The sequence below is a fragment of the Pseudomonas sp. UBA1879 genome (assembly GCF_002338065.1).
In the GTDB taxonomy this organism is placed as follows: Bacteria; Pseudomonadota; Gammaproteobacteria; order Pseudomonadales; family Pseudomonadaceae; genus Aquipseudomonas.
In genome coordinates this window covers 61,303-83,482 of the sequence record NZ_DDHJ01000005.1, presented here as the reverse complement: position 1 = coordinate 83,482, position 22,180 = coordinate 61,303, and the positions used below count along the sequence as shown (strand labels likewise).

The window sequence follows — 22,180 nt, the reverse complement described above, 5'->3', positions numbered from 1 at the left end:
GTTGCGACGGGGCTGGCGTGCAGCCCCTTTGGATCGGCTGAGTTCGAACGGCGAGACTCAACTGGCGAGCTGGGCACGCTCGCGTTCGACGTTGTTTTTCACGATGTCGCGCAGGCCTTCTTTACTGAGTTTTCCGGAAGCGGTCAGCGGAAACGAGGCCAGCACTTCGATGCGCTCCGGCCATTTGAATTTGGCCAGGCCGTAGTCCTGCAGAAACTCACCCAATTCGGCCACGCTTGGCGCGGCGAAGCCGTCTCGCAGCACCAGGGTCACGCACAGACGTTCGTCGAACACTGGGTCTGGATAACCGACCGCCGCCACCGCTGCGACAGCCGGGTGCCCGGACACCGCCATTTCCACTTCTTCGCAGTTGATCTTTTCGCCGCCGCGGCTGACCAGATCCTTCAGGCGACCGCAGAACACGTAGTAGGTCTTGCCGTCGATGAGCTTGGTGAACATCAGGTCGCCCGAGCGGTAGTAGCCGTCGCGGGTAAACGTTTCGCGGTTACGCTCTTCGGCGTTGTAGTAGCCGTGAATGGTGTACGGGCCTTTGAACACCGGTTCGCCGATTTCCCCGGGTTGCACATCCTCTTCGGTGCCGGGCACGACGATGCGAATCTCGTCGAACTCGGAGACGGGACGGCCGTTGGTGGTGTCATGGGCTTCCACCGGGTCGTCGCGGTGAGTGAGCGCGATCACGCCTTCGGTGATGCCAAAGATGTTGTGGGTGCGCACGCCCAGCAACTTCTGCAGCTTGGCGGCGCTGTTGGCCACGATCACGCCACGGGCGTTGGACAGGTCCACGCGGCCTTCCTGAATGGCCGACTCCAGGCGCGCGATAATCGGCCCGCCCAGCATCAGCCAGGTCGGCTGGGTAGTGGCGATCAGCGAAATCAGTGTTTCCGGTTGCAGGTCCGGAGTGATCGTCACCGTCCCGCCGGTCATCAGGAACGGCCCGAAGCAGCACCCCATGTTGAGGTTGTGGACCATCGGTTGCGGCATGAACAGCGTGTCGTCCGGACGGAAACCCAGCCACTTGGCCACGGAGCGCATGTTGTAAAGGTATTCGTTGTGGAAGCGAGGGATGATTTTCGGCACGCCCGTGGTGCCACCGGACAGTTGAAAGACTGCTACCTGGAACGGGTCCAGATGAACTTGAGCGACCAGCGCCTCAGCTTCAGCCAGGTCAATGCCGGCGATCAGCGCATCCTGGAACAGCACCCCCTCCTGCGGCTCGCCACGCACTTGCATGATGAGTTTCAGCGAGGGCGCCGCCTCCTGCATTTTGCGTGCGAAGGCCACGCTGTCGAACTTCTCGACCTCATCCCCCTGCACGATGTGCAGCTTCGCTTCGCCGTGGTTGGCCAAGTAGCCGATTTCACGCTCGCGGTGGGCGGCCATGGTGCAGATCGGGATAAGCCCGGCCTTGAGGCAGGCGAAGAACGAAATGACCAATTGCTCGCTGTCGCGCAGTTGATAGATGACGCGGTCCAGCGGCTTGAGCCCCTGCTGAATGAACGCACCGGCCAGCCGGGTGGACAAGGCATCCAGCTCGCGGTAGGTGATGCGCAACTTCGGACCCAATAAGGCCACGTTATCCGGGTGGTGTCGAACCACGTCCTTGAGCCCGTCGACCAGGGTTTCGTGACGCAGTGCGCCACCTGCAACATAGCGGTCAAGGTCGGTCTGGCGCGGGTAGACGACACCGGCGATCGGGTTGGCGACCCGGTTCAAGCGTGGAGCGTTTGCAGCAGCGGTTTCATATTTTGTAATAGTCATGAGCGAACGCCTTTGTCTTATTTGTCTTATCAGAAGTTTTCTTGAAGCCAACGTCTCAAATGCTGACCAGCGAGGATCTGGCCGGAGGTCTCACCCGCCCCCAATGCCTGGCCGTGATGGTTGCCGCGCACGCGGTGTCGTTCTTTGCGCGAAGCCGGTATCGCCTCGAAAATGGCGTCCACGTCCTGGGGAAACACGGCGTTGTCGCCGCTGTATTCGATCAGCAGCGTGGGCTGCTCGATGGCATCTGCGCAGTTGCTCAAGGATGCGTTCGATGACAGTCCCGACCAGGTCGACAGCCACGATTCCGGGGTGACGGTGCGGCCAAAGCCCACGCTGCCCAGGTTCGACACAAAGGGGTCGGCGCCCCACAACGAACCGACGAAACGGTCGGACGGATCGAGGGAAGTGTCCCAGCAGCGCAGGTCAGCATCGGTACGCCAGACCTGAAAAATCGCCCCGTGCCCGGCCATTGCCCTGTCGGCATTGGCGCCACTGGTTTTCAAGCGAAGACGTGCCGCTTGCCGACGCTCCACCAGATCACGGGCATGGGCGTCGATACGGGCAACACGCTGGCGTTGCGCGGCACGGTAACGCTCAATGAAATCCGAACTGTAGCGGGCGGAATCAGGGGGCATACGGAAACCGTTGGCTTCGCTGAACGGGTCCAGGGCCGGGTCGGTGGAAAACGGATCGAGCTCATCCGTGACGGAGGGATCCAGCGCGTTCATCAGGAGGATGCCCTGGCCGGGATGCGGCGACACCAGCGCGATGCCATCGGCCACCGGGAAGTCGGCGGTGTCGAATTTCGTCGGGCGACCGGCCGGGGTTTTGACGACGCGTTTTTCCGCCGCCCGTAGCGACTGCTGGTTGTAGTAAGCGAACAGGCCAGCGCCGCCGGAATTGCCGAGTTGCACGATGGTTTGAAAACCTGCTGCGCGCAGATAACGCATGCCGGCAGCGACGTCATACAGCGCGAATTCATGCTCCAGACGCAGGTCATTGCCGATCGAGCGCGCGCCTTGCACCCAGCACGCCCAGCCCGCGTCCAGTGCCTCCGGTACCAGGTAATGGGTCACCACCAATTCACGAGGGTGCATGATGAACAGGACGTTGCGCTCTCCCCCTCGAGCGAACAGCACGCCCAGTGCACCTTGACCATCTTGCGTGGTGAGGGGGACGGGGGTCGAACTGAACGGTGCGGTCATGCGCTCCGGCTGCCAGGACGCGCCACGCAAACCCGCCGTCACGGCCACTTTCTTGTTATTGGAATCAGCCACTGTGGGCCCTCCTACCAAACCTCGAAAGGTTGTTGAAATCGCCTTTTTGAGACAGGCTCAATTAAGCGTTGAGCAGAAGATAGAACGGTATCTGACAGGGTGTCAATTATCGACAGGAAAAATAATTCTGCGAAGCGTCGACCGCCCTAAGGCAGACAGGCCATCGAAACCCGGACGCCAAGGCTCTGCGTCCGGGCGCGTAGCTGGTGGAGGCGACGGACGGGTAATGCAGACGGCCAGGGCGCGATTGTGCTTTAGAAAACCGGAACGCAAGTGATAATCTGAGGCCGTATCAATTTTGCTTAGGAAGAATGCTGGATGTCAGAGAAGACCAAAGCTGCAGCTCACTCCACGGCCACGCCGGCGAAGAAGGTCGGCCGTCGTCCCAAGAGCGGTCCGGATGTGTCGCGAGGGGCAATGATCGAGTGCGCCATCCGGATCGCGCGCAGCGAATCCTTGGGCGAAGTGAGCATGGTCCGGATTGGTAAGGAACTCGGGGTGGCCGCTGGAATGGTGCACTACCATATGAGCAGTCGCGACGATCTGATCAGCACCGTGATCAACGCGGCCTTCAAGGAACGCTTCGATCGTCTTCCCGCGCCCACCGGCGAGTGGCGGCATGATCTGGAGCAGTTCGCGCTCTCGTCGCTCGAGACAATGGAGCGCTGGCCGGGGCTGGCAACGTACATTTTGACGGAGAACAAGTTTCGACTGTTTCAGCGGGTCCAACCCGGGGAGACTGATTACGGGTTGGCGTACTTCGACCACATGGGCCGTATTCTCATGAACATGGGTGTCAACGGCGCCATGGGTGCGATGATTTACCATTTGCTGCTGCTGTTCGTGACCGTCATGGCGGCCGAAAAAGAGAATCGGCAGTCTCCCGCCACTCATGGAGATTTCATCAGCGCACACCTCGCCCGATTCGCAAACGATAGCTACCCCGGTGCGACGTTCCTGGCAGCGCCCTTTGCATCACTCAACAGCCCCACCACCTATGAAACGGGTGTAGCGATTCTGCTGGATGGTTTTGAGAAATGGATTAGCCAAGACTGAAGACCAGTCGACCTCGACGACTTAACCCCTCGCCCCTCTTGCGTTCAAACGATTCCACTGCATCGCTTGCTTACGCGGTACATGCGGAGCGATTTCGGAGCCTCCCCCTTCATCAACAGGACTCAGGGGGCGGGCCATCGATACAAGAACGGCCGATCAACCTTGCTCGGAAGCAGGATCGGGCTGCCCGAAGCGCTCGTTGCCCGCAATGGGCACCCAATCTTTCAAGGGAGTCAGGTAGTGGAGCTCGAAATGCCTCGACGTGAAGGCCCACAGCCCTGACCGTCGTTCAAACGTGTCGTGGTAAAGACCACTGACTTGCACCGGGCCTTTCTCGATGTCGTAGAACACGCAGTCTGCGGCCACGGAACCGGCGGCGCTGTCGCCGTCGATCTGGATCAACGGGTTGGTCATCCAGTGGTGCATGTGAGGCATCTGCCGCCAGCTGTTTTCAGCCATCAGCAAGATCTCATCGCGGTTCGAGGCATTCCCGAAACCGGGCAAATCGAGGGTCGAATCGGCGTGCCAAATGCGTTGCAACAGCACCCGGTCCATGCGATCGAAAGCGTGAGCGTAAGAGGCAATCAGGGCGTCGATCGCCGCGCGGCTTTCCAGGGCGTCCAGCCGAGCTATCAGTTGTTCAATGTTCATGATGTCGTCCTGTTGGAAGCAGACCCTCAACAAGGGCTGCTCGAGGCGTGGTGGATCTTCAGATTTGCGACAGGCCGCCGTCGACCATCAACTCGACACCGTTGACATACCGCGCATCGTCGGACGCCAGGAACAGTGCGGACGAGGCGATTTCTTCCGGTTCGGCCATGTAACCAAGCGGTGTGATCTGCTCAACGTATTTGCGCAGGTCGGCGATCTCGCTTTCGCTCATCCCCAGACCGTTATCCTGGATCGGCGTGCGAGTGAAGCCCGGGCTGACCACGTTCGCGCGGATCTTGCGGCCTTTGAGTTCGTTGGCCCATGTGCGGGCGAAAGAGCGCACGGCGGCTTTGGAAGCGTTGTACAGGCTCAACCCTTCCAGCCCGTTGCTCGAGCAGATCGAGGCGGTCAATACAATCGCGGAGCCGTCCTTCATCAACGGCAGCAGCGTCTGAACGGTGAAAAAGACACCCTTCACGTTGATGTCGAACATCGTGTAGTAGGCCGCTTCGCTGGTCTCGCCTACCGGGTTTTTTTCGCAGATACCCGCGTTGGCAAACACCGCGTCCACCTGATCGCCGTTCGCCTTGATCACCGCCTTCAGTTCATCAAGGTCAGCCTGACGAGAAACGTCGGAAATGACCGCCACTGCCTTCTCGCCCAGTTTGGCCACCGCAGCTTCCAGCGTGCCTGCCGAACGGCCGGTGATGTAAACGCGTTTCGCACCTTGCTCGATCAGCCCCTGTGCGATGGCAAAGCCGATGCCGGTGGATGCGCCTGTGACGACTGCAATTTGATCAGTGAATTTAGTTGGCATGTCTGACTCCTCAGTGTTGGCGGGATGGATCAAGTGAAACCACTGTGAGCCATTGTGGGAAACATTCGACGCGAACGGCACTGCCACAAATGAACGCTGGGCGTACATTTTTGTGAGGCGTAAATGCCGAAAGATTCATTTAGATTGGAACCGATCGGTTCTCGGTCTGAACCGACACTCAGGAGTTCTGATCGATGACTCATGCACCCGGACCCGGGCGTCCACGACAGTTCGAACTGGGGGATGCCGCCCGCAATGCCATGCACGTGTTCTGGGATCGCGGCTACGAAGGCGCGTCGTTGCCCGACCTCATCCAGGGCACTGGATTGTCCCGGGGAAGTTTGTACAAAGCCTTTGGCGACAAGAAAGGGCTGCTCCTCGCAGCCCTCGATATCTACTGCGCACAAGCTTTGAAAGTCACGGCAGACATCCTTTCTCAGTCCGGTACCGCCAGGCAGGCGATCCGCGAATCCATGCTGCGCCACGCCCGCTCCTCTTCCGGCGAAGAAGGACGAAGAGGCTGCATGTTGGTGGCGGTGGCCAATGAACTGGTCGCGCAAGAGCCCGAGGTCGGGCAACGAATCTCCCGCATGCTTCACCGCACTCAACAGCTGTACGCCAGCGCGATCATTCGTGGACAGGCGGCGGGGGAATTCGGCGAAGGCGATGAACAGGCAATGGCTCATTTCCTCGTCTGTCAGATCGAGGGCATGCGGGTACTTGGAAAAACCGGTGCAAGCGAGGCAGACATGATCGCACTGGTCGGGCGCTCAATGCGCCTTCTTGATAGCCAATCAAACATTTAATCACCTCGTCTGGAACCGAACGGTTTCTTAAAGGAACCCCTCTTATGTCTCTTACCATGACTCAAAACGCCGACATCACCCATGATCCAAAGCGCTGGTTCATGTTCGTCATCCTGCTGGTCGGCGCGTTCCTGCCGCCATTGGACTTCTTCATCGTTAACGTCGCTTTGCCCTCGATTCAAGGTGATCTGGGCACCGGTTCTTCCGCCGAACAACTGGTGATCTCTTCTTATGCAACGCTTTACGCCGTCACGCTGATCACCGGGGGACGGCTGGGCGATCTTTATGGTCGCGGGCGCATGTTCTTTCTGGGGCTGGTCGGGTTCGCGGCGGCATCCCTGCTGTGCGGGCTCGCCACGTCGCCCTGGATGCTGATCGCCGGGCGTGCACTGCAAGGCGTAACGGCTGCGGTGATGGCGCCGCAGGCGCTCGCCTCGGTGCAAGCAATCTTTCCCGAATCCGAAAAGCCACTGGCGTTGAGCATCTACGGCGCCGTGTTCGGGCTGGCGTCCGTGATCGGTCAGGCGCTGGGCGGGGTTCTGATTGCCCTCAATGTCATGGGCTTGGGATGGCGAGCGATCTTTCTGGTGAATCTGCCCATTGCACTATTGGTCGTGGTGTTCGGGATTCCGGTATTCAAGGAGACCCGCGCGGCGCACGCGAGCAAGCTGGACCTGTGCGGCACGGCCCTGTCGATTCTGACGCTGGGTGCTCTGATCGTTCCCCTGATCGAAGGCCGCGAAGCCGGCTGGCCACTGTGGGCCTGGCTGTCGCTGGCTGCGGTACCGGTGCTGGCCTGGCTGTTTTGGCAATACGAAATCCGTTTGCATCGCGCCGGTGGTACACCTCTGCTCAATCCTGCCGCGCTGAAAGCGCCGGGCCTGGGTCGAGCCCTGATGGTCGCTCTGTGCTTTTATGCGATCGGCGTGTTCTTCCTGTTGTTTTCGATTTACCTGCAAGGCGCCCTGCACGCGACTCCGCTCCATGCGGGTCTGATTTTCCTGCCTTTTGGCGCGGGCTTTCTGTTGGGTCCATTGTCCACTGGGCAGTTCAAGCGGCTCTTTGGGGTTTACGTCAATCCGGTGGGAATGGCATTGGAGGTCATCGGATTCCTGGCGCTGGCCTGGCTTGTGAAGGCGACGCCTACTAACGCTGCGCCGTCCGCCTCGCTGTTGGCTGTCATCCTGTTTGTGATCGGATTCGGCCAGGGTCTGGCACTCCCGACGCTGATGCGAATGGTGACTGGCAGGGTCGCGCCAGCCTACTCGGGCATGATCGCGGGTATCACCAGTGCGGCATTGCAACTCAGCACATCGCTGAGCGTGGCGGTGATCGGCGGCGTTTTCTACACCCTGCTCGACAGCGGCACGGATGAGGCCGTGATCACTCACGCTTTCAGCGTGTCTGTTCTTTGTATCGCCGCCTTCCTGGCCTTGGGGGCGGGGCTGAGCTTCAGTCTGCTGCGCCAGCCCGCTACCCCTTGAATCCTTCCAACGATGAGCGCGATCCCGCCGGGACCGCGCATCATCAATCCGAGCCGATCATGGTAGCTGCCAGATCGGCGAGTGCGCGCAGCCTGTCCATTTGCCGCATGTCCTGGTGATAGCCCATCCAGATGTCACGACCGGGTGGCGGCTCGTCCGGGTCAAGCAGTTGAAGGCCCGGCGTTCGATCGCCAAGGGGTCGCGGCAAGACCGCCACACCCAGGCCGCTCGCGCACATCTGAGCCTGTACCGTGCGGCTGCTACTGGTGAAGACCGTACGGGCCAGTGGATATCGCTGCTGCAGCCAGTGCACATCGGGGTAGTGAGCTTGAGCGATGTTCATCAATATCAGCCCCAGGCCCTCGCCATCGGGCTTTGGCGCAGGACTGCCAGCGCTCGAATAGAGACCGTAGCGCATGGTGGTCAGCTTGCGGTGCACGATATCGGGTTCGGTGAACGGCACGATGCGAAAGGCAATATCCGCGTCACGTCGCGCCAGATCGAACAACCGATGGCCGGGTATCACCTCGGGCGCTATCAGCGGATACCGTCTCGCCATCTCACGAAAAACCGGCGTCAGGACGTAACCGGCGAACCACTCCGCACACGAGATCCGCAGCAGCCCTTCAGGCTGGTCGCTGTCACCCGCCAAGCGACGTTCAATCGACAACGCACTCTGCTCCATCTCCTCTGCCAGACCGAGAATCCGCTCACCGGTGTCGGTGAGCACCAGCCCTTGGGCAGTCCGTAAAAACAGGGGTTGGCCACTCGTCTGTTCAAGCAACTGCAAGCGGCGGCCGACCGTGGGGTGGCTGACGCCCAACTGCTTCGCCGCGGCGCCCAATGACCCGCTGCGAGCAATCGCCAGAAAGACCCGCATATCACTCCAGTCCATCACCCTACCCCGTACAAAACTGTATGACGAGGTTGCAGCATTGACGTGCTTGTAGCAATCCCATGCGCAGCGGTATCGCAGGTCTGCCGGCCTAGCGCAGGGGCATTCAGTCTTGCTGCAGATCCTGCTTCGGTTGCCTCGCTCGAACGTCGATGCTCAGCATGGGTGGGGGGACGCGGGTAGCAAAACGCTGCTGACGAAACCCTACCTTCCAGTAGGTATTACGCCAACTTATCTTAAAAACGGTTTCTTCCACCCAGCTCTGAGACTGTGGCCATCTAAACCAAAGAACCTTAGGGTAGAACGTAACCTGTTGCCTTGAAGGCTACCTTCTAGTAGGTTGGATATCGCTATGGGGCGGGCTCGCTCTTCAGCTCACTTCCAACGACCGCGAGAAGAGCAGCCTGCGGATGAATGACGATTCTCGACGTTCGGTTACGCCGAATCGAGCTCCTGAAAAAGGACTATGTGGAGACCCTACAGGGATTTCAAAACGCACAGTTTCAAAGAGGACATCCCGTGGACACACGTGACATCGGCACCCAACTTTCGACATTCCGACAGACGATCGACAACATTGACGCCGCGCTGATCCATATGCTGGCAGAGCGCTTTCGTTGCACCGATCAGGTCGGGCTGCTCAAGGCAAAATATCAGTTGCCCGCGGTGGACAAGGAACGTGAGCAGCGTCAATACGAACGGCTCACACGCTTGGCTGAAGAGGCCAATCTCGATCCTGGCTTCGTTGAAAAACTGATGGAGTTTGTGATCAGTGAGGTGGTGCAACGCCACCGTCAAATAGCGGCCGTCGAGGAAGCAGCGAGCCACAGTCCGGCTGAGGGTTTCCCCCGCAACTGACGGCGAGACGCGACGTTTTTTTTGCAAGACTTCGGCGCTTTCCAACTTTCCATCATTCGCCTTTCTGCAGATCAGCGAGGAACAGAGAGATTTCCCATGTTGAAATTCGTGATGAGAACCGCGCTTTTTCCCCTGGCCGTCGCCAGCATGAGCGCCATGGCAACGCCAGCCAGCGATCCGCACACACCGCCCCCTGAGTCGTTGAAGCCTCTTCTGAGCATGATCAACGAGCGCCTCGAAATCGCCGACCTCGTAGCGCTCACCAAATGGGACAGCGCACAACCTGTTCAGGACAGTGACCGAGAGTCGACCGTGATCGCCAATGCACAACGGCAGGCCGCGAGTTACGCCATCGCGGGAGACGAGGCGGCGCAATTGATGGCTGCCCAGATTGAAGCGAACAAACTCGTTCAATACGGTTTGCTCTCGGCCTGGCACTCGGATGGAAAGGCGCCGCCGACGCCGCGTCCCGACTTGGGGAATCAGATACGTCCTCGCCTGGATGCACTTCAGACCGGACTGCTGCAGCAATACGCAACGTTCAGCCGCTCAAGGACTGATCCGGCCTGCCCACTTTGGCTGAACCAGGCACTGCCAAAACTCGCCAAGGACAGACTGCACGAAATGGCGTTGATTCGAGCTACCGGAGAGTTATGCGTCGCTCAACCTCCCGCTACAGCCGCTGTAACCCATTAAAGCCCCCAGCCCCTCGACAAGGTGAAGTCAATGAATTGGCCGACGATTGATGAAATACGCATGTTCACCCCGCTCCCCGCCGACTACAGCTGGGATCTGTTAAGGCAGGACGAGATCGACATCGCAATAACTTTCTTCAAAACATGGTTTCCCTCCATCTCCGTGGGCATGGGCAGTTCGCTCATGGACCCGGCGTTTTACGAAGAAAAAGTCGTAGGTACTGACCGCCGCACCACGGCAATCCTTGCCATGGTCGTTCGCCACAGCGATGAAATCGTTGCTATCGCCACTTGGGAAAAGATCGACGGCCCGGACGTCATTTTCGGGCGAGTCGGCGCAGTGGCCCGCCCCCATCGACAGTCCAATCTGGCAGTAGCCGCCCAAGAGCTTGGCGAAAAGATGGGCCGCCACATGGGGGCAGGCTTGATCTACGGCATGGCCACGACCAGAACCCCCTACATGCAACAAGCCCTGGAGCGGGCGGGCTACACAGCAGTAGGCATCATGCCGGGCTTTGATCTCGAAGAAACCGAGCCGGGCACCCTGCTTCGTATCTACGAAGTCATTTATGTCAAACAGCTCGCACCCGCAGAGGCGTTTCTGGTGCCTTCAAAACAGAACTTCACGCCTGCCGTCGCGAGACTCTACGAAGACATTTTCAAAGACGACCCGGTCCATTTCGATGCGCGGTGAGCCTTTATCCGCAGGGTTTGAGGGTGCCAAACACTTACCGCGCTCATGAGCCATCGATAGCAATCCTGCGATGAAAGAAGCGTTTGTCGTCAGAGGCCAAGTGCAGGCCGATATAGCTAGCCAACGCCAGCTTCTTGAACGTCTGCCATGGGTCGAACGTATATAAAAACGCCCCTGAATAAAGTCGGGCACCCCGCATTCATCAGAAATCCCAAGGACTCACAATGATTCGTCAGTTGATTTTTGCAGCGCTTTGCTTGTCGGTGTCGGCGATCACGGATGCTGCCGAGCGATGGGAAACCTTGCCCCAGACGCCTGCTCCTGTATCCGGTGTAAAAAGCGGATACGCCTCTGTTAATGGCGTGAAGATCTATTACGCCATCAGCGGCCACGGCTCCCCAGTGGTTCTGCTGCACGGCGGCCTTTCAAACTCTGATTATTGGGGCAATCAGGTTAAAGCGCTCTCGGGCAAACACACGGTCATAACGGTGGACAGTCGAGGGCACGGCCGCAGCTCGCGCGATGCTCAACCCTTTGGCTACGACCTCATGGCCGACGATGTGGTGGGCGTGCTGGACACGTTGAAGATCCCGCGCGCTGATATCGTTGGCTGGAGTGATGGCGCGATCATCGGTTTAGACCTTGCGATGCGTTACCCGCTTCGTACCGGCAAGGTGTTTGCCTTTGCACCCAATACTTCGACAACCGGGGTCAAGGAGCATGTCGAGGAAAATCCGACCTTCGCGGCATTTATTGAGCGCACTGGAAAGGAATACGCCCGCCTCTCTCCTACGCCCAAGGATTTCGATGCGTTCGTCGAGCAGATCAGCCACATGTGGGCCAGCCAACCGAACTGGGGCGATAACGATCTGAAGAAAATCACTTCGCCAATTCTGATAGTGGACGGAGACCATGACGAAGCCATCAAGCGCGATCACTTGGAGTACGTGGCGGCCACCATCCCTAAAGCCGGCCTGCTGATCCTGCCCAATGCAGTCATTTCGCGTTCATTCAGGACCCCGCTTTCTTTAACGCGGCCGTAGTGCATTTCCTGGATGACAGCCAGTGAGTCTGAGGAGGGTGGGCCGCTTCGGATAATGCCCTGCCCCCCCCAAACTCCAGCCCACACCGCTCTTCGTACAAATATGAACGCTGAGGTTGCAGCAATGGCAGTCCCGCAGCCATTCCCCAACGCACATACTGGGTGGACTGCACAACCGTAGCGGAGACCCCACATGAATATCGGTTTTATCGGGACAGGAAGTATGGGCCGGGCGATGATCCCGTTGCTCATCAAGGCAGGCCACCGCGTATCGGCCTGGAACCGCAACCCTGAGGCGTTGGCCGACTTGGAGGGTGTACGCGCGCTCGTATCCCCGGCAGCGGCCTTCCAGGAAGACGTCGTCATCAGCATGCTGGCTGATGATCGCGCCGTTCGCGAAGTGCTGTTGTCTGCCGGGGCGTTGGAAAGTGCCGACACAGCGTGTGTTCACATTGTGATGTCGACCCTCTCCCCCCTGCTCATCGAAGAACTGCAGGCTGTCCATCACAGGCTGGGTGTGGCGCTGGTCGCGGCGCCCGTTTTCGGCATACCGGCGGTGGCGGCCAGGGGTGAAATGAACATTGTGGTGGCTGGATCGCGAGCAGCGATCGCCACCGTCCAACCCCTCTTCGACGTGCTGGGGAAAAAGACTTGGATCATGGGCGATCGACCGGTTCACGCGTGTATCGCCAAGATCGCCGGCAACATGATGATCACCCACGCCATCCAGTCGCTCGGTGAAGCCAGCGTACTGGCTGAGCGCTATGGGCTGAGCCCGGCCACGTTCATCGACCTCATGACCCAAACCCAATTCGCCTGCTCCAGCTATCAGCGCTATGGGCAGAACATCGTCAACGGCACGTTTGAACCGGGCTTCAAGCTGTCTCTGGGTCTGAAGGACATCAACCTCGCCATTGAGGCGGCCCACACCCGAGACCTGGGACTGCCAGCCGCCGACGCAGTGCGGTCGAAAATGAAAGCCGCCGTCGCGCACGGACGTGGGCATCAGGACTGGTCAACGTTTGCCACCGAATCCGTGACCCGCTCGGCGGATCCGTCCGATGAACCTTGGCGCACTGGCCCAGTGAGACGTTCGCGTCGGGGCAGTTTCTGGCTCACCGGTCCTCGGGTTAAGCAGGACGGCAAGCATTATCAGAAAGGCCCCATGTACGTGGCGTGGGAATCTCCCGAGTTCATCACCCAACCCTATCCTGTCGTGCTGGTGCACGGCGGCACCCTGCAGGGCACCGAATGGCTGGACACCCCCGATGGTCGTCCGGGTTGGGCGCAACGGTTCGTGGAAGCAGGTTTCGTGGTGTTCCGCGTGGACCGGCCCGGCCACGGACGCTCGCCGTATCACCCTGACATCATGGGACCTACGGGTCCGGCGTTTTCCTACGAGCGCGCCCGCGAGGTGTACTTCCCTGAAGGCGGCGGCGAGACCCAGTGGCCTTTCGCGCTGGACGATGAAGCCGCCTTCGATGCCTTCATCGCGGCATACGGCCCGATGCCGGCCGACCTCGCTGCCTCTCAAACATTGGACGCGGACCGGCTGGCTCAACTGCTGGACAAGATCGGCAAAGCCATCGTTGTGACGCACTCCGCGTCAGGCCCCAGTGGCTGGTTGATCGCCGATCGCCGTCCCGGTCTGGTGGCAGCCGTCGTGGCGGTGGAACCCATGGGCCCGGTGTTCGGCCACACGCCTGGCATCGGGACGCTGGAATGGGGCCTGACCGCGGCGCCGATCACGTTCGATCCCCCTCGTGACACGCCCGACCAAGTCCGCGAAGCCGACCCTGCGTCTTTGAAGATCCCTGGCTTGCAAGACGTGCCGGTGGCGTTATTGACAGGTGAAACCTCAACGTTCGCTTCGTTTGCCTCCAGTATCGTGCCCTTTCTGCAGAACGCAGGCGCCCAAGTGGATCACCTGGACCTGCCTGCGCTAGGCATCCATGGCAATGGGCATGGGTTGATCTACGAACGCAATTCCGACGCCGCCTTCGAGGTGGTCGTGCAATGGCTCGCCGGGGTAGCCGACGCAAATAACCCTGCATGACGCATTGAACGATCAGCAATCGAACACACGCTGACGACCCTCTGATCAGGGCATGTGCCGTCTGGACCGGGCACATGCACCTCAACGTATTGAAGGATGAATTTGATGACGAAGACCTGGTTGATTACGGGTTGCTCGAATGGCTTGGGTCGTTCATTGGCTGAGGCAGTGCTTGGCGATGGCGATCAATTGGTCGCGACGGCGCGCAATGTCGATACGCTTCAGGATTTCGAACGTCGCTACCCGCAACAGGTGCGAATCGCTGAACTGGACGTCACCCGTCCCGAGACAGCCGTGCGAGCAGTGGCAATCGCGCAGGAAGCGTTTGGAGGCCTGGACGTGCTGGTCAATAACGCCGGATACGGCATGATCGGGGCGGTTGAAGAGGGGTCGGCGGAAGAATACCGAGCCTTGTTCGACACCAACGTGTTCGGCCTGATCGAAGTGACCAAGGCCGTCCTGCCCGCGTTAAGGCGCCGAGGTGCAGGTCGTATCGTCAACGTGTCGTCTGGCGCCGGCATCTCCGGCTCGGCAGGGTATGGGTACTACAACGCAAGCAAGTTTGCGGTAGAGGGGCTTTCCGAAGCACTCGCGCAAGAAGTCAGTCCATTGGGCATCGCCGTCATCATCGCCAAGCCGGGCCCTTCCCGTACGGCGTTCCTTGGACGCTCGGCGGTGTTGGCCGCTCAGGAGCTGGCGGCTTACGCCCAGACCGCTGGAATGAAACGCCAATACAGCAAGCGCAACGACGGCCTGCAAAAAGGCGATCCTGCGAAGGCTGCGGCCGTCATTCTCAATGCAGTAAACAGTGATCGACCGCCGCTGCATCTGCCCATCGGAGCCGTGGTGTTCGACATCGTCGACAAAAAAATTGCAGCGCTCAAGCAAGACGCTGATGCATGGCGCAGCGTGGCCAGCCACACGGACTTCTAGCCCGCCGCACACGGACGCTCGCTGAAAGCGTGCCTGAGTTGACCGTCGCGCCACGTTGACCTCGCACGTCCCGGATCAAGGAGGCGTACACCTCCTCCGGCCTCGAGTATGAAGAGGCATCTGCGTCGCTCAACGGAACGCGGTCAGCGCGAGATCACAATGTAGTCATTGCCCTGTGTCACCCCGGCGTGATCCCCTTCGACCAAGTGAACATAGCGGCCGCCGACTTCATCGATCGGCAGGCAATCGTCGAGGTCCAAGACCGCGTCGGTGTGGGGTTGAGTCCAGCGGGCAAGGCCTTGACGCTTGCCTTTGGCCATCGCGTCCTTTCGGGTCCGGGCCACCACCAACAGGTAGTGATGGGCCTCACCAAAAGACCGTGCTTCGTATCCGCCCAAATTGATGAAGAACAAACGCAGCGAATCAGGCGACGGCGCCAATGGGCTCAACTCAAGCTTCCATTGCTCAACGCCGTCGACTGCCATCCAGGCGTCGATGTGCAACCCTGCGGGGCTGCCAAACCAACCGTCTCGAAGCTGCGGGTAGGCCGCTTCCAGCCGGTCGGCCACCACGAAGGCCACATCGTGGACTTCTATTTTTGCTTTCGGGTGCTTACCACCCAGCATGACCACGAATAGCATTTTCTGCCCTCAATCAAGGTGCGACCCCCCAAACCTCCAACCCGGCAGCGCGTCAACCGGAGCAAAAGCGCTGCACATGAGTTGCACCTGACACTACCGGTCGCTGTTAATCCCATCCGATAAAACCGCGTGCAGCGCCAGCGGATCATAGTTCCTACGGACGCTTTCACGCGTTACCTCAAAAAGATTGAACCGCTTCTGCAAGCATTCGCCTAATGATCAGCTTGGGGATACTTCCGCAAGCCCGATGCCAATCAAGGCACACTTCACGAGGTGGTTAACGTGGCTAAAGATGACAAGAAAAGCAAAAGTGACGCTTCGAAAGCCAGTAAGGATTTGAAGGACAAAAAAGCCACACCGGAGAAGAAATCGGCTGCCGCTTCTGCGCTGTCGAAATCGTCCGAGAAGAAGGAAAAGAAACAGGACGCTGAGCCGAAAAAGGCTGCAAAGAAGGCTGACAGCAAGCCAGAAAAGGCCAAAAAAGCCGACAAGGCTGAAAAGGCTGATAAACCTGCAAAGAAGAAAAAGTAACACCGGTTGTCCGCCAGGGCGCTATGCCCTGGTTTCCCCGCATTTGAAGACCTCCAGTGAAAAACCTGCCCCGTTTACGCTGAACATCCTGTGATGCAGGGTCCGGCGCTATCCAATCGCATGCCTGCTTCCACCCGTACGACCTGTGTTTGTCTTATTGTTGCCGGCGGGCTTTGAAGCGCGCTCAAGTTGGAGTAGTGTTCCGCCAGTCCTGCCGTGAATGGAAATCAGCGGCATCTGTTTCGTGCGAATGCCCCCATGGGTGCAGCCAACTGATGAAATTGGCGCCGCGGTGGCATTCACGTATCCCTACGTCGTAGTCAGACCCGTTATCCCGTCTGGACATCATCGAAAGCCTTGCGAGCTGGCTCACCACGCATGCCGTACGTTTCTCGGCCCTGTGCCCGGAACCCGCGGCATTACCAGACCCCTACCAGAAATCATTCCCATGTTTGCTGAAAGCGAAGCGGGCCAGAGGATCGCAGCATCCTTGGCACAACGGACGGCCCATAGCGCTGAGAGTTCGCAGGTCGCCGACGCCATCACCTCAATGTTCGAGGACATCAACAGAACCTTGATTCCGATCATAGGGCCCAAGGGCGTGGCTGCGCTTCACCGCCGCAGCCTGTTTCTGTGCACTTCAGCCTATCCGCAGTTTGCCGACACCTACAAAACGCTGATCGTCGCCATGGACCTGGGCGAACTGAAATCCCTGCTCGCGGAGCAGAACAAAGGCGATGCCCTGTTTTTCTGTGAGGCATTGCTGAAAACCTTTTACGAATTGCTGGCCACCCTGATCGGGCGATCACTCGCTGCACGACTGCTGCTTGACGTGTGGGGAAGACCTTTGAGCGGCACACCTGTGCAGGAAAATTCACCATGAGCACCAAAGTGACAATCAACCGTCTGGCGACAGGCGTTCCAGGTCTTGACGAGATTCTGGGCGGAGGGTTGCCGGAGTTTTCGTTCAACCTCATCGCCGGCCCGCCCGGTTGCGGCAAAACCACCTTGGCGCATCAGATGATGTTTTCGCTGGCCACGCCGGAACGTCCGGCGATTTTCTTCACCGTTCTCGGTGAGCCGCCGCTCAAGATGCTGCGTTACCAGCAGCAATTCAGCTTTTTCGATGAGGAGGCGGTCAACACCTCGATTCGCTACGTCAACCTGGCCGACGACACGCTGGCGGGCGACCTCGAGGAAGTGCTGCGGCGCATCGTGCATGAGGTCGAGACTCACGCACCCGCGCTGGTGTTCGTCGACTCGTTCCGCTCGGTGGTGCTGGCCAGTGAGACCCACGCTAACCCCAACAACAATTTGCCGCAATTCGTGCAGCAGCTCGGCATGTTGATGACGACATGGCAGGCGACGACCTTCCTGCTCGGCGAATATTTCAACGAGCTCGACAGCAATCCCATCTTCACGGTCGCCGATGGCTTGATCTGGCTGCGGCAGAGCGTCCAGCGCAATTCCATGGTCCGCAAGATGGAGATCATGAAGATGCGCGGTCAGCCGACCCTCCCCGGCTTGCATGCATTTCGCATAGGCGAGAACGGCGTCACGGTGTTCCCCCCGCCGTCCACAGTCGTGCCCAACTACGCCGAAATGGCCCACAGCGCGCTGCCTCATCGGCTGCGCATGGGTGTCCCGCGGTTGGACGACATGCTCGGCGGCGGCCTTCCTCAAGGCTATTCGCTGTTGGTGGCCGGGCCGTCGGGTTCCGGCAAGAGCCTGCTGGCGGCGGCCTTCCTGGAGGAAGGCGCACGCAACGGCGAAACCGGCGTCATGGCGGTGTTCGAGCAGCGACCCAACCACCTGCGCAGCGCAGCGCTCACGCAGCTGATCCGAAACGATCAAGTGGGCATGATCGACCGGCGGGTTGCCGACCTGTCGATCGACGAGGTGGTGCATCAGCTCCTGAGCGAAATTCACCGGTTGAAGGCCACGCGGGTCGTCATCGACTCGCTCTCTGGGTTCGAGCTCGCGATCGCTCCGGCCTTTCGTGACGACTTCCGCGAGTCCCTGTCGCGGATGGTCAGCGCATTGACCAGCACCGGGGTGACCTTACTGATGACCTCCGAGCTGGAAGACCGCTACACCGACCTGCGCTTCAGTCCTTATGGCACGGCGTTCCTCACCGACGCGATCATCGTGCAACGCTACATCGAGGTCGATTCACGCCTTCAGCGCATCATGGCAGTGGTCAAGGTCAGGGCAAGCGCCCATTCGGATGAGTTGCGCCTGTACAGCATCAACGATCAAGGGTTGCAGATATCCGACCGCCTCTACGAGCAGGAAGGTCTGCTGGGGGGCCGCCCGAGCCGTCGGGTCTCAGGCCCGACGCAACATGGGGATCAACTCACATGAGCCATTGCCGTGACTGAAAACAAGGACGACGAACAGGTGCCACGGAGGGCGGGCTACGCCCCGGATGACGCCGCGAGCGGCGGAAAAAAAGCGCAGGCGCTGGCGCACCTGGCGTTTCTGCAGCGCGAATTGCTGGAGGCCGAGGCCGCGACGGCAAAACGTCTCCACCTCGACGAATTGATCGAAGCGAATCAGCAACTGGTGCTCAGAGCCCTGTCGACGGAGGGACAGGATCACGCCAGGGAAGCGCTCCCGCATCTGGACACCCTGCCCGGTCTTTACCTCGAGTTGCGGGAAGCGAACGAGTCCCTGGTCCTCTCTTCTCTCCAGGCCCAGAAACTCCAGCTACAAGCCGAACAGGCCCTGGCTCGCCAGACGACCGTGCTGGCGACCGTCGCCCATGAAATGCGCAACCCGTTGACCCCTATCAGCCTGTTGGCCGAGCGGATTGCCAGCGTACCTGCGGAGAAGCTGCCCAAGATGTGTGCGCTGATTGAAGGGCAAGTCCAGCGCCTCTCGCGCATGGTGGAAGATCTCCTGGATGTCTCCCGCGCCAATACTGGAAAGCTGCGACTGAGTTACACGGCCACCGACCTTGGCCAGGTGCTCACCGAGGTGATCGAAGCGTCCTCGCCCTTGATGGCCACGCATCATTTGCGCTTCGACGTCGTGGTGCCGGGTGAGCCCCTTCTGATCTACGGGGACGCCGTCCGCCTGGCTCAGGTCTTCACCAACGTGCTGACCAACGCGGTCAAATACACGCCCTCGGGCGGCAATGTTCGCTTGATAGCAGCCGTGGTCTCAGACACGTTGCACGTCACCGTCGCAGATGACGGCATAGGCATATCACCCCAGGCGCTGCCCCTCATCTTCGAACCCTACGTTCAGGACAGCCACGCGGTCGATTTCAATGCCTCCGGGCTGGGGATCGGGCTCACGGTCGTTCGTGAACTGGTTCACGCCCATGCCGGCACCGTGAACGCTGAAAGCGCCGGCGAAGGCAAAGGCAGCCAGTTCACAATCAGGCTGCCCCTGCTGGCACGGCGCGGTCAGGCGTCACCCGAGGCGTGAGACGCGTCTGTCGTCTCTGAGATCACCCGGTATGCGCCGCCCAATCGATTCGCTGTTGGACGCCAGATACCCGGCCGATCAGGCACCCTCCCCCAATGCCCGCATGACCGCGTACAACGCCGACTTGGCTTCGAAGCCCACACCCGGAATGTCCGGCAGGCCGACGTAGCTGTTTTCGACCCGAATGCCATCGGCGAACCCGCCAAACGGTTGGAACACGTCCGGGTACGACTCGTTACCCCCCAGATGCAAACCCGCGGCAATGTTCAGCGACATCTGATGGCCACCGTGTGGCACGACACGGCGAGAAGACCAGCCGAGGTCTTTCATCACGTCCAGTGTGCGCAGGTATTCCACCAGGCCGTAGGACAATGCGCAGTCGAACTGCAGGAAATCACGATCCGGACGCATGCCGCCGTGGCGCAGCAAGTTGCGCGCGTCCTGGTGAGAGAACAGGTTCTCGCCCGTGGCCATCGGCAATGCGTAATGATTCGCCAGCTCGGCCTGCAGCGCGTAATCCAGCGGGTCGCCGACTTCTTCATACCAGAACAGGTTGTAGGGTTTGATCGCTTCGGCATAAGCGATGCCCGTCTCCAGGTCGAAGCGGCCGTTGGCGTCCACGGCCAGGCGCTGACCATCCCCCACCACCTCCAGCACCGCTTCGATACGGCGCAGGTCTTCGTCCAGCGGCACGGCGCCGATCTTCATCTTCACCACGTCATAGCCACGGTCCAGATAGCTCTGCATTTCCGCCTTGAGCTTGGTCTGGTCCTTGCCGGGGTAGTAATAGCCACCCGCCGCGTACACCCAGACCTTGTCATCGGCCACGCCATTGCGATACCGATCGGCCAGCAGACGGTACAACGGCTTGCCTTCGATCTTCGCCACGGCATCCCACACCGCCATGTCGATCGTGCCGACCGCGACCGAACGCTCGCCGTGGCCGCCCGGTTTTTCGTTGGTCATCAGGGTTTTCCAGATGGCGAACGGGTCGAGGTTGTCGTGCGCCGGGTCGATCAGCGATTCGGGGTCGGCTTCCAGCACACGGGCCAGGAACCGGTCGCGCATCAGGGCGCCCTGGCCGTAACGGCCGTTGGAGTTGAAGCCGTAGCCGATGACCGGCTTGCCGTCGCGGACGACGTCGGTGATGACCGCGACCACCGAGCAGGTCATTTTCGAAAAGTCGATGTAGGCATTGGCAATCGGCGAGGCAATGGACACCGTCTTTTCGCGAATGTCGACGATACGCATGGAAGACTCCTTGTTGTTTTGGACGAGTGGGTCGTGAAGCGGTGTCTCACTCTAGGTCTGGACCTTGCGCGACAGCCAATGCTAAAAACGCGGCACTCAATGCGCGGACGGCATCACGATGGAACTGGTTTGGCTGGAAGACTTCAATGCGCTGGCCCAGAGCGGCAATTTTTCCCGCGCCGCGCAAACGCGCCACGTGACGCAACCGGCGTTCAGCCGCAGGATCAAGGCGCTCGAGACCTGGGTCGGGGTCGATCTGTTCGAGCGCACCACCCAAGGCGCCACGCTCACAGACGCGGGGCGGCACATGCTCGGCAGCGCGCAAGACATGACCCGACGCCTGTACCAGATGCGGCAAGAGGCGCGGGAGGTGGCAGGAAAGCAGGCGCGCTCACTGCATTTCGCGGCCACGCACTCGTTGTCGTTCACTTTCTTTCCGGGGTGGGTGCGCGCCGCCGAGCGCAGCGGTCCCATCGAAGCCATCCGCCTGCATTCGGACAACATGCGGATCTGTGAGCAAATGCTGCTGGGTGGCGAGGTGCAGTTTCTGCTCTGTCATCAGCACCCGGACGTGCCGCCGCCATTCCCGGCCGAGTCGTTCTATTCGAAGGTTGTGGGTCACGACGTGCTGATCGCCCTCGGCGCCGAACCGCAGGCGCTCAATACCCCATCCGGGCAAGCCGCTCCCCTCTCGCTGCTGGGCTACACGGCTGAGTCCGGGCTGGGTCGAATCGTCTCCGCGCGCTTGCGCAGAGAGCCTCGACCGCCGAGTTTGCAGACGGTATTCAGCTCTCACCTGGCGGCGGTGCTGTTGTCCATGGCACTGGAAGGAAAAGGCTTCGCCTGGCTGCCCAACACCTTGGCCGAACCTGAAATGACCAGCGGAAAACTGCACCGCGCGCTGGAGGAACACTGGGACATTCCCATGGAAATCCGTCTGTTCAGGCCGACCATGACGTTGAGTGACATTGCCGAAGACTTTTGGGCGAAGCTCTAGCGATGCCCCCCCCAACGGGTTGCGGATCAGGCGCTGGCGTGTTCCTACAGATCGGGTGCCACTTTCCAGGCGAAAGAAACGCTGTTTATCAGACGGTTAAGGCCACTTCAGACAGCGCACCCGCTACGGATCACGCTACAATTCCCGCGCTCCAAAACGACACTCGTCGTAACACCTCGCCTACCCCGCGCAAGGTCGAACGAGCGTTGATTCAGCTGTTTGCTCACACCGCCCGAATGGCACCGAACGCCATGCTGGCATTGTGGTCAATGACTCACA

The 22,180-nt window shown here is 60.0% G+C and carries 20 protein-coding genes and 1 pseudogene; 14 read left to right on the top strand and 7 right to left on the bottom strand.

What is annotated here, in order from left to right; all coding sequences use genetic code 11:
- Window positions 1-57: 57 nt before the first annotated feature.
- Both B3N48_RS08085 and B3N48_RS08080 read right to left on the bottom strand, forming a co-directional pair.
- The gene (locus tag B3N48_RS08085; RefSeq protein ID WP_296181862.1) at window positions 58-1,779 is read right to left on the bottom strand and encodes an AMP-binding protein; all 1,722 of its coding nucleotides are present in this window, start codon (window positions 1,777-1,779) and stop codon (window positions 58-60) included.
- Window positions 1,780-1,808: 29 nt separating this feature from the next.
- The gene (locus tag B3N48_RS08080) at window positions 1,809-3,059 is read right to left on the bottom strand and encodes an alpha/beta hydrolase (RefSeq protein ID WP_296181859.1); all 1,251 of its coding nucleotides are present in this window, start codon (window positions 3,057-3,059) and stop codon (window positions 1,809-1,811) included.
- A 318-nt stretch (window positions 3,060-3,377) separates the two neighbouring features.
- Here B3N48_RS08080 and B3N48_RS08075 point away from each other — a divergent pair, with 318 nt between their 5' ends.
- Window positions 3,378-4,115, top strand: coding sequence for a TetR/AcrR family transcriptional regulator (locus B3N48_RS08075; RefSeq protein ID WP_296181857.1), 738 nt, complete (start codon window positions 3,378-3,380; stop codon window positions 4,113-4,115).
- A gap of 156 nt (window positions 4,116-4,271) precedes the next feature.
- On the opposite strand, the gene B3N48_RS08070 is transcribed toward B3N48_RS08075, so the two are convergent.
- Window positions 4,272-4,766, bottom strand: a complete 495-nt coding sequence (locus B3N48_RS08070; protein ID WP_296181853.1) for a nuclear transport factor 2 family protein — start codon at window positions 4,764-4,766, stop codon at window positions 4,272-4,274.
- A gap of 58 nt (window positions 4,767-4,824) precedes the next feature.
- Complete coding sequence (locus B3N48_RS08065) at window positions 4,825-5,583, bottom strand: SDR family NAD(P)-dependent oxidoreductase (protein WP_296181850.1); 759 nt, start codon at window positions 5,581-5,583, stop codon at window positions 4,825-4,827.
- 260 nt (window positions 5,584-5,843) lie between these two features.
- Here B3N48_RS08065 and B3N48_RS08060 point away from each other — a divergent pair, with 260 nt between their 5' ends.
- A complete protein-coding gene (locus B3N48_RS08060; RefSeq protein ID WP_296181846.1) occupies window positions 5,844-6,389 on the top strand; it encodes a TetR/AcrR family transcriptional regulator in 546 nt (181 codons plus the stop codon).
- 44 nt (window positions 6,390-6,433) lie between these two features.
- Window positions 6,434-7,873 (top strand): MFS transporter, encoded by a 1,440-nt coding sequence (locus B3N48_RS08055; protein WP_296181844.1) that lies wholly within the window; start codon window positions 6,434-6,436, stop codon window positions 7,871-7,873.
- Between the two features lie 43 nt (window positions 7,874-7,916).
- Here B3N48_RS08055 and B3N48_RS08050 read toward each other — a convergent pair whose 3' ends face one another.
- A complete protein-coding gene (locus B3N48_RS08050) occupies window positions 7,917-8,768 on the bottom strand; it encodes a LysR family transcriptional regulator (RefSeq protein WP_296181843.1) in 852 nt (283 codons plus the stop codon).
- A 414-nt stretch (window positions 8,769-9,182) separates the two neighbouring features.
- On the opposite strand from B3N48_RS08050, the gene B3N48_RS08045 reads away from it, so the two are divergent.
- From B3N48_RS08045 to B3N48_RS08020, 6 genes and pseudogenes are all read left to right on the top strand, one after another.
- Window positions 9,183-9,626, top strand: coding sequence for a chorismate mutase (locus tag B3N48_RS08045; RefSeq protein ID WP_296181840.1), 444 nt, complete (start codon window positions 9,183-9,185; stop codon window positions 9,624-9,626).
- A 111-nt stretch (window positions 9,627-9,737) separates the two neighbouring features.
- On the top strand, window positions 9,738-10,322 hold the full coding sequence (locus B3N48_RS08040) for a chorismate mutase (RefSeq protein ID WP_296181980.1): 585 nt from the start codon (window positions 9,738-9,740) through the stop codon (window positions 10,320-10,322).
- Window positions 10,323-10,352: 30 nt separating this feature from the next.
- Window positions 10,353-11,015: a hypothetical protein gene (locus B3N48_RS08035; protein ID WP_296181837.1), complete on the top strand. Its 663-nt coding sequence runs from the start codon at window positions 10,353-10,355 to the stop codon at window positions 11,013-11,015.
- Between the two features lie 224 nt (window positions 11,016-11,239).
- A pseudogene (locus B3N48_RS08030) lies at window positions 11,240-12,084 on the top strand (alpha/beta fold hydrolase).
- Window positions 12,085-12,250: 166 nt separating this feature from the next.
- Complete coding sequence (locus B3N48_RS08025) at window positions 12,251-14,113, top strand: NAD(P)-binding domain-containing protein (RefSeq protein ID WP_296181831.1); 1,863 nt, start codon at window positions 12,251-12,253, stop codon at window positions 14,111-14,113.
- Window positions 14,114-14,218: 105 nt separating this feature from the next.
- Complete coding sequence (locus B3N48_RS08020; protein ID WP_296181829.1) at window positions 14,219-15,046, top strand: oxidoreductase; 828 nt, start codon at window positions 14,219-14,221, stop codon at window positions 15,044-15,046.
- Window positions 15,047-15,189: 143 nt separating this feature from the next.
- Here the strand turns inward: B3N48_RS08020 and B3N48_RS08015 are convergent, their stop codons facing one another.
- Complete coding sequence (locus B3N48_RS08015) at window positions 15,190-15,687, bottom strand: DUF1543 domain-containing protein (protein WP_296181827.1); 498 nt, start codon at window positions 15,685-15,687, stop codon at window positions 15,190-15,192.
- 273 nt (window positions 15,688-15,960) lie between these two features.
- Here B3N48_RS08015 and B3N48_RS08010 point away from each other — a divergent pair, with 273 nt between their 5' ends.
- The 4 genes from B3N48_RS08010 (at window position 15,961) to B3N48_RS07995 (ending at window position 19,653) form a co-directional block, all read left to right on the top strand.
- Entirely contained in the window at window positions 15,961-16,218 is a 258-nt protein-coding gene (locus B3N48_RS08010; RefSeq protein WP_296181825.1) for a hypothetical protein, read from the top strand.
- Window positions 16,219-16,666: 448 nt separating this feature from the next.
- Window positions 16,667-17,101 (top strand): hypothetical protein, encoded by a 435-nt coding sequence (locus B3N48_RS08005; RefSeq protein ID WP_296181823.1) that lies wholly within the window; start codon window positions 16,667-16,669, stop codon window positions 17,099-17,101.
- Window positions 17,098-18,582: an ATPase domain-containing protein gene (locus B3N48_RS08000; protein WP_296181819.1), complete on the top strand. Its 1,485-nt coding sequence runs from the start codon at window positions 17,098-17,100 to the stop codon at window positions 18,580-18,582. Before B3N48_RS08005 ends, B3N48_RS08000 begins: the two co-directional genes overlap by 4 nt.
- Window positions 18,583-18,591: 9 nt before the next feature.
- On the top strand, window positions 18,592-19,653 hold the full coding sequence (locus B3N48_RS07995; protein WP_296181816.1) for a sensor histidine kinase: 1,062 nt from the start codon (window positions 18,592-18,594) through the stop codon (window positions 19,651-19,653).
- Window positions 19,654-19,731: 78 nt separating this feature from the next.
- Here B3N48_RS07995 and B3N48_RS07990 read toward each other — a convergent pair whose 3' ends face one another.
- Window positions 19,732-20,904: a mandelate racemase/muconate lactonizing enzyme family protein gene (locus B3N48_RS07990; protein WP_296181814.1), complete on the bottom strand. Its 1,173-nt coding sequence runs from the start codon at window positions 20,902-20,904 to the stop codon at window positions 19,732-19,734.
- A gap of 118 nt (window positions 20,905-21,022) precedes the next feature.
- On the opposite strand from B3N48_RS07990, the gene B3N48_RS07985 reads away from it, so the two are divergent.
- Complete coding sequence (locus B3N48_RS07985) at window positions 21,023-21,901, top strand: LysR family transcriptional regulator (protein WP_296181811.1); 879 nt, start codon at window positions 21,023-21,025, stop codon at window positions 21,899-21,901.
- Window positions 21,902-22,180: the final 279 nt, after the last annotated feature.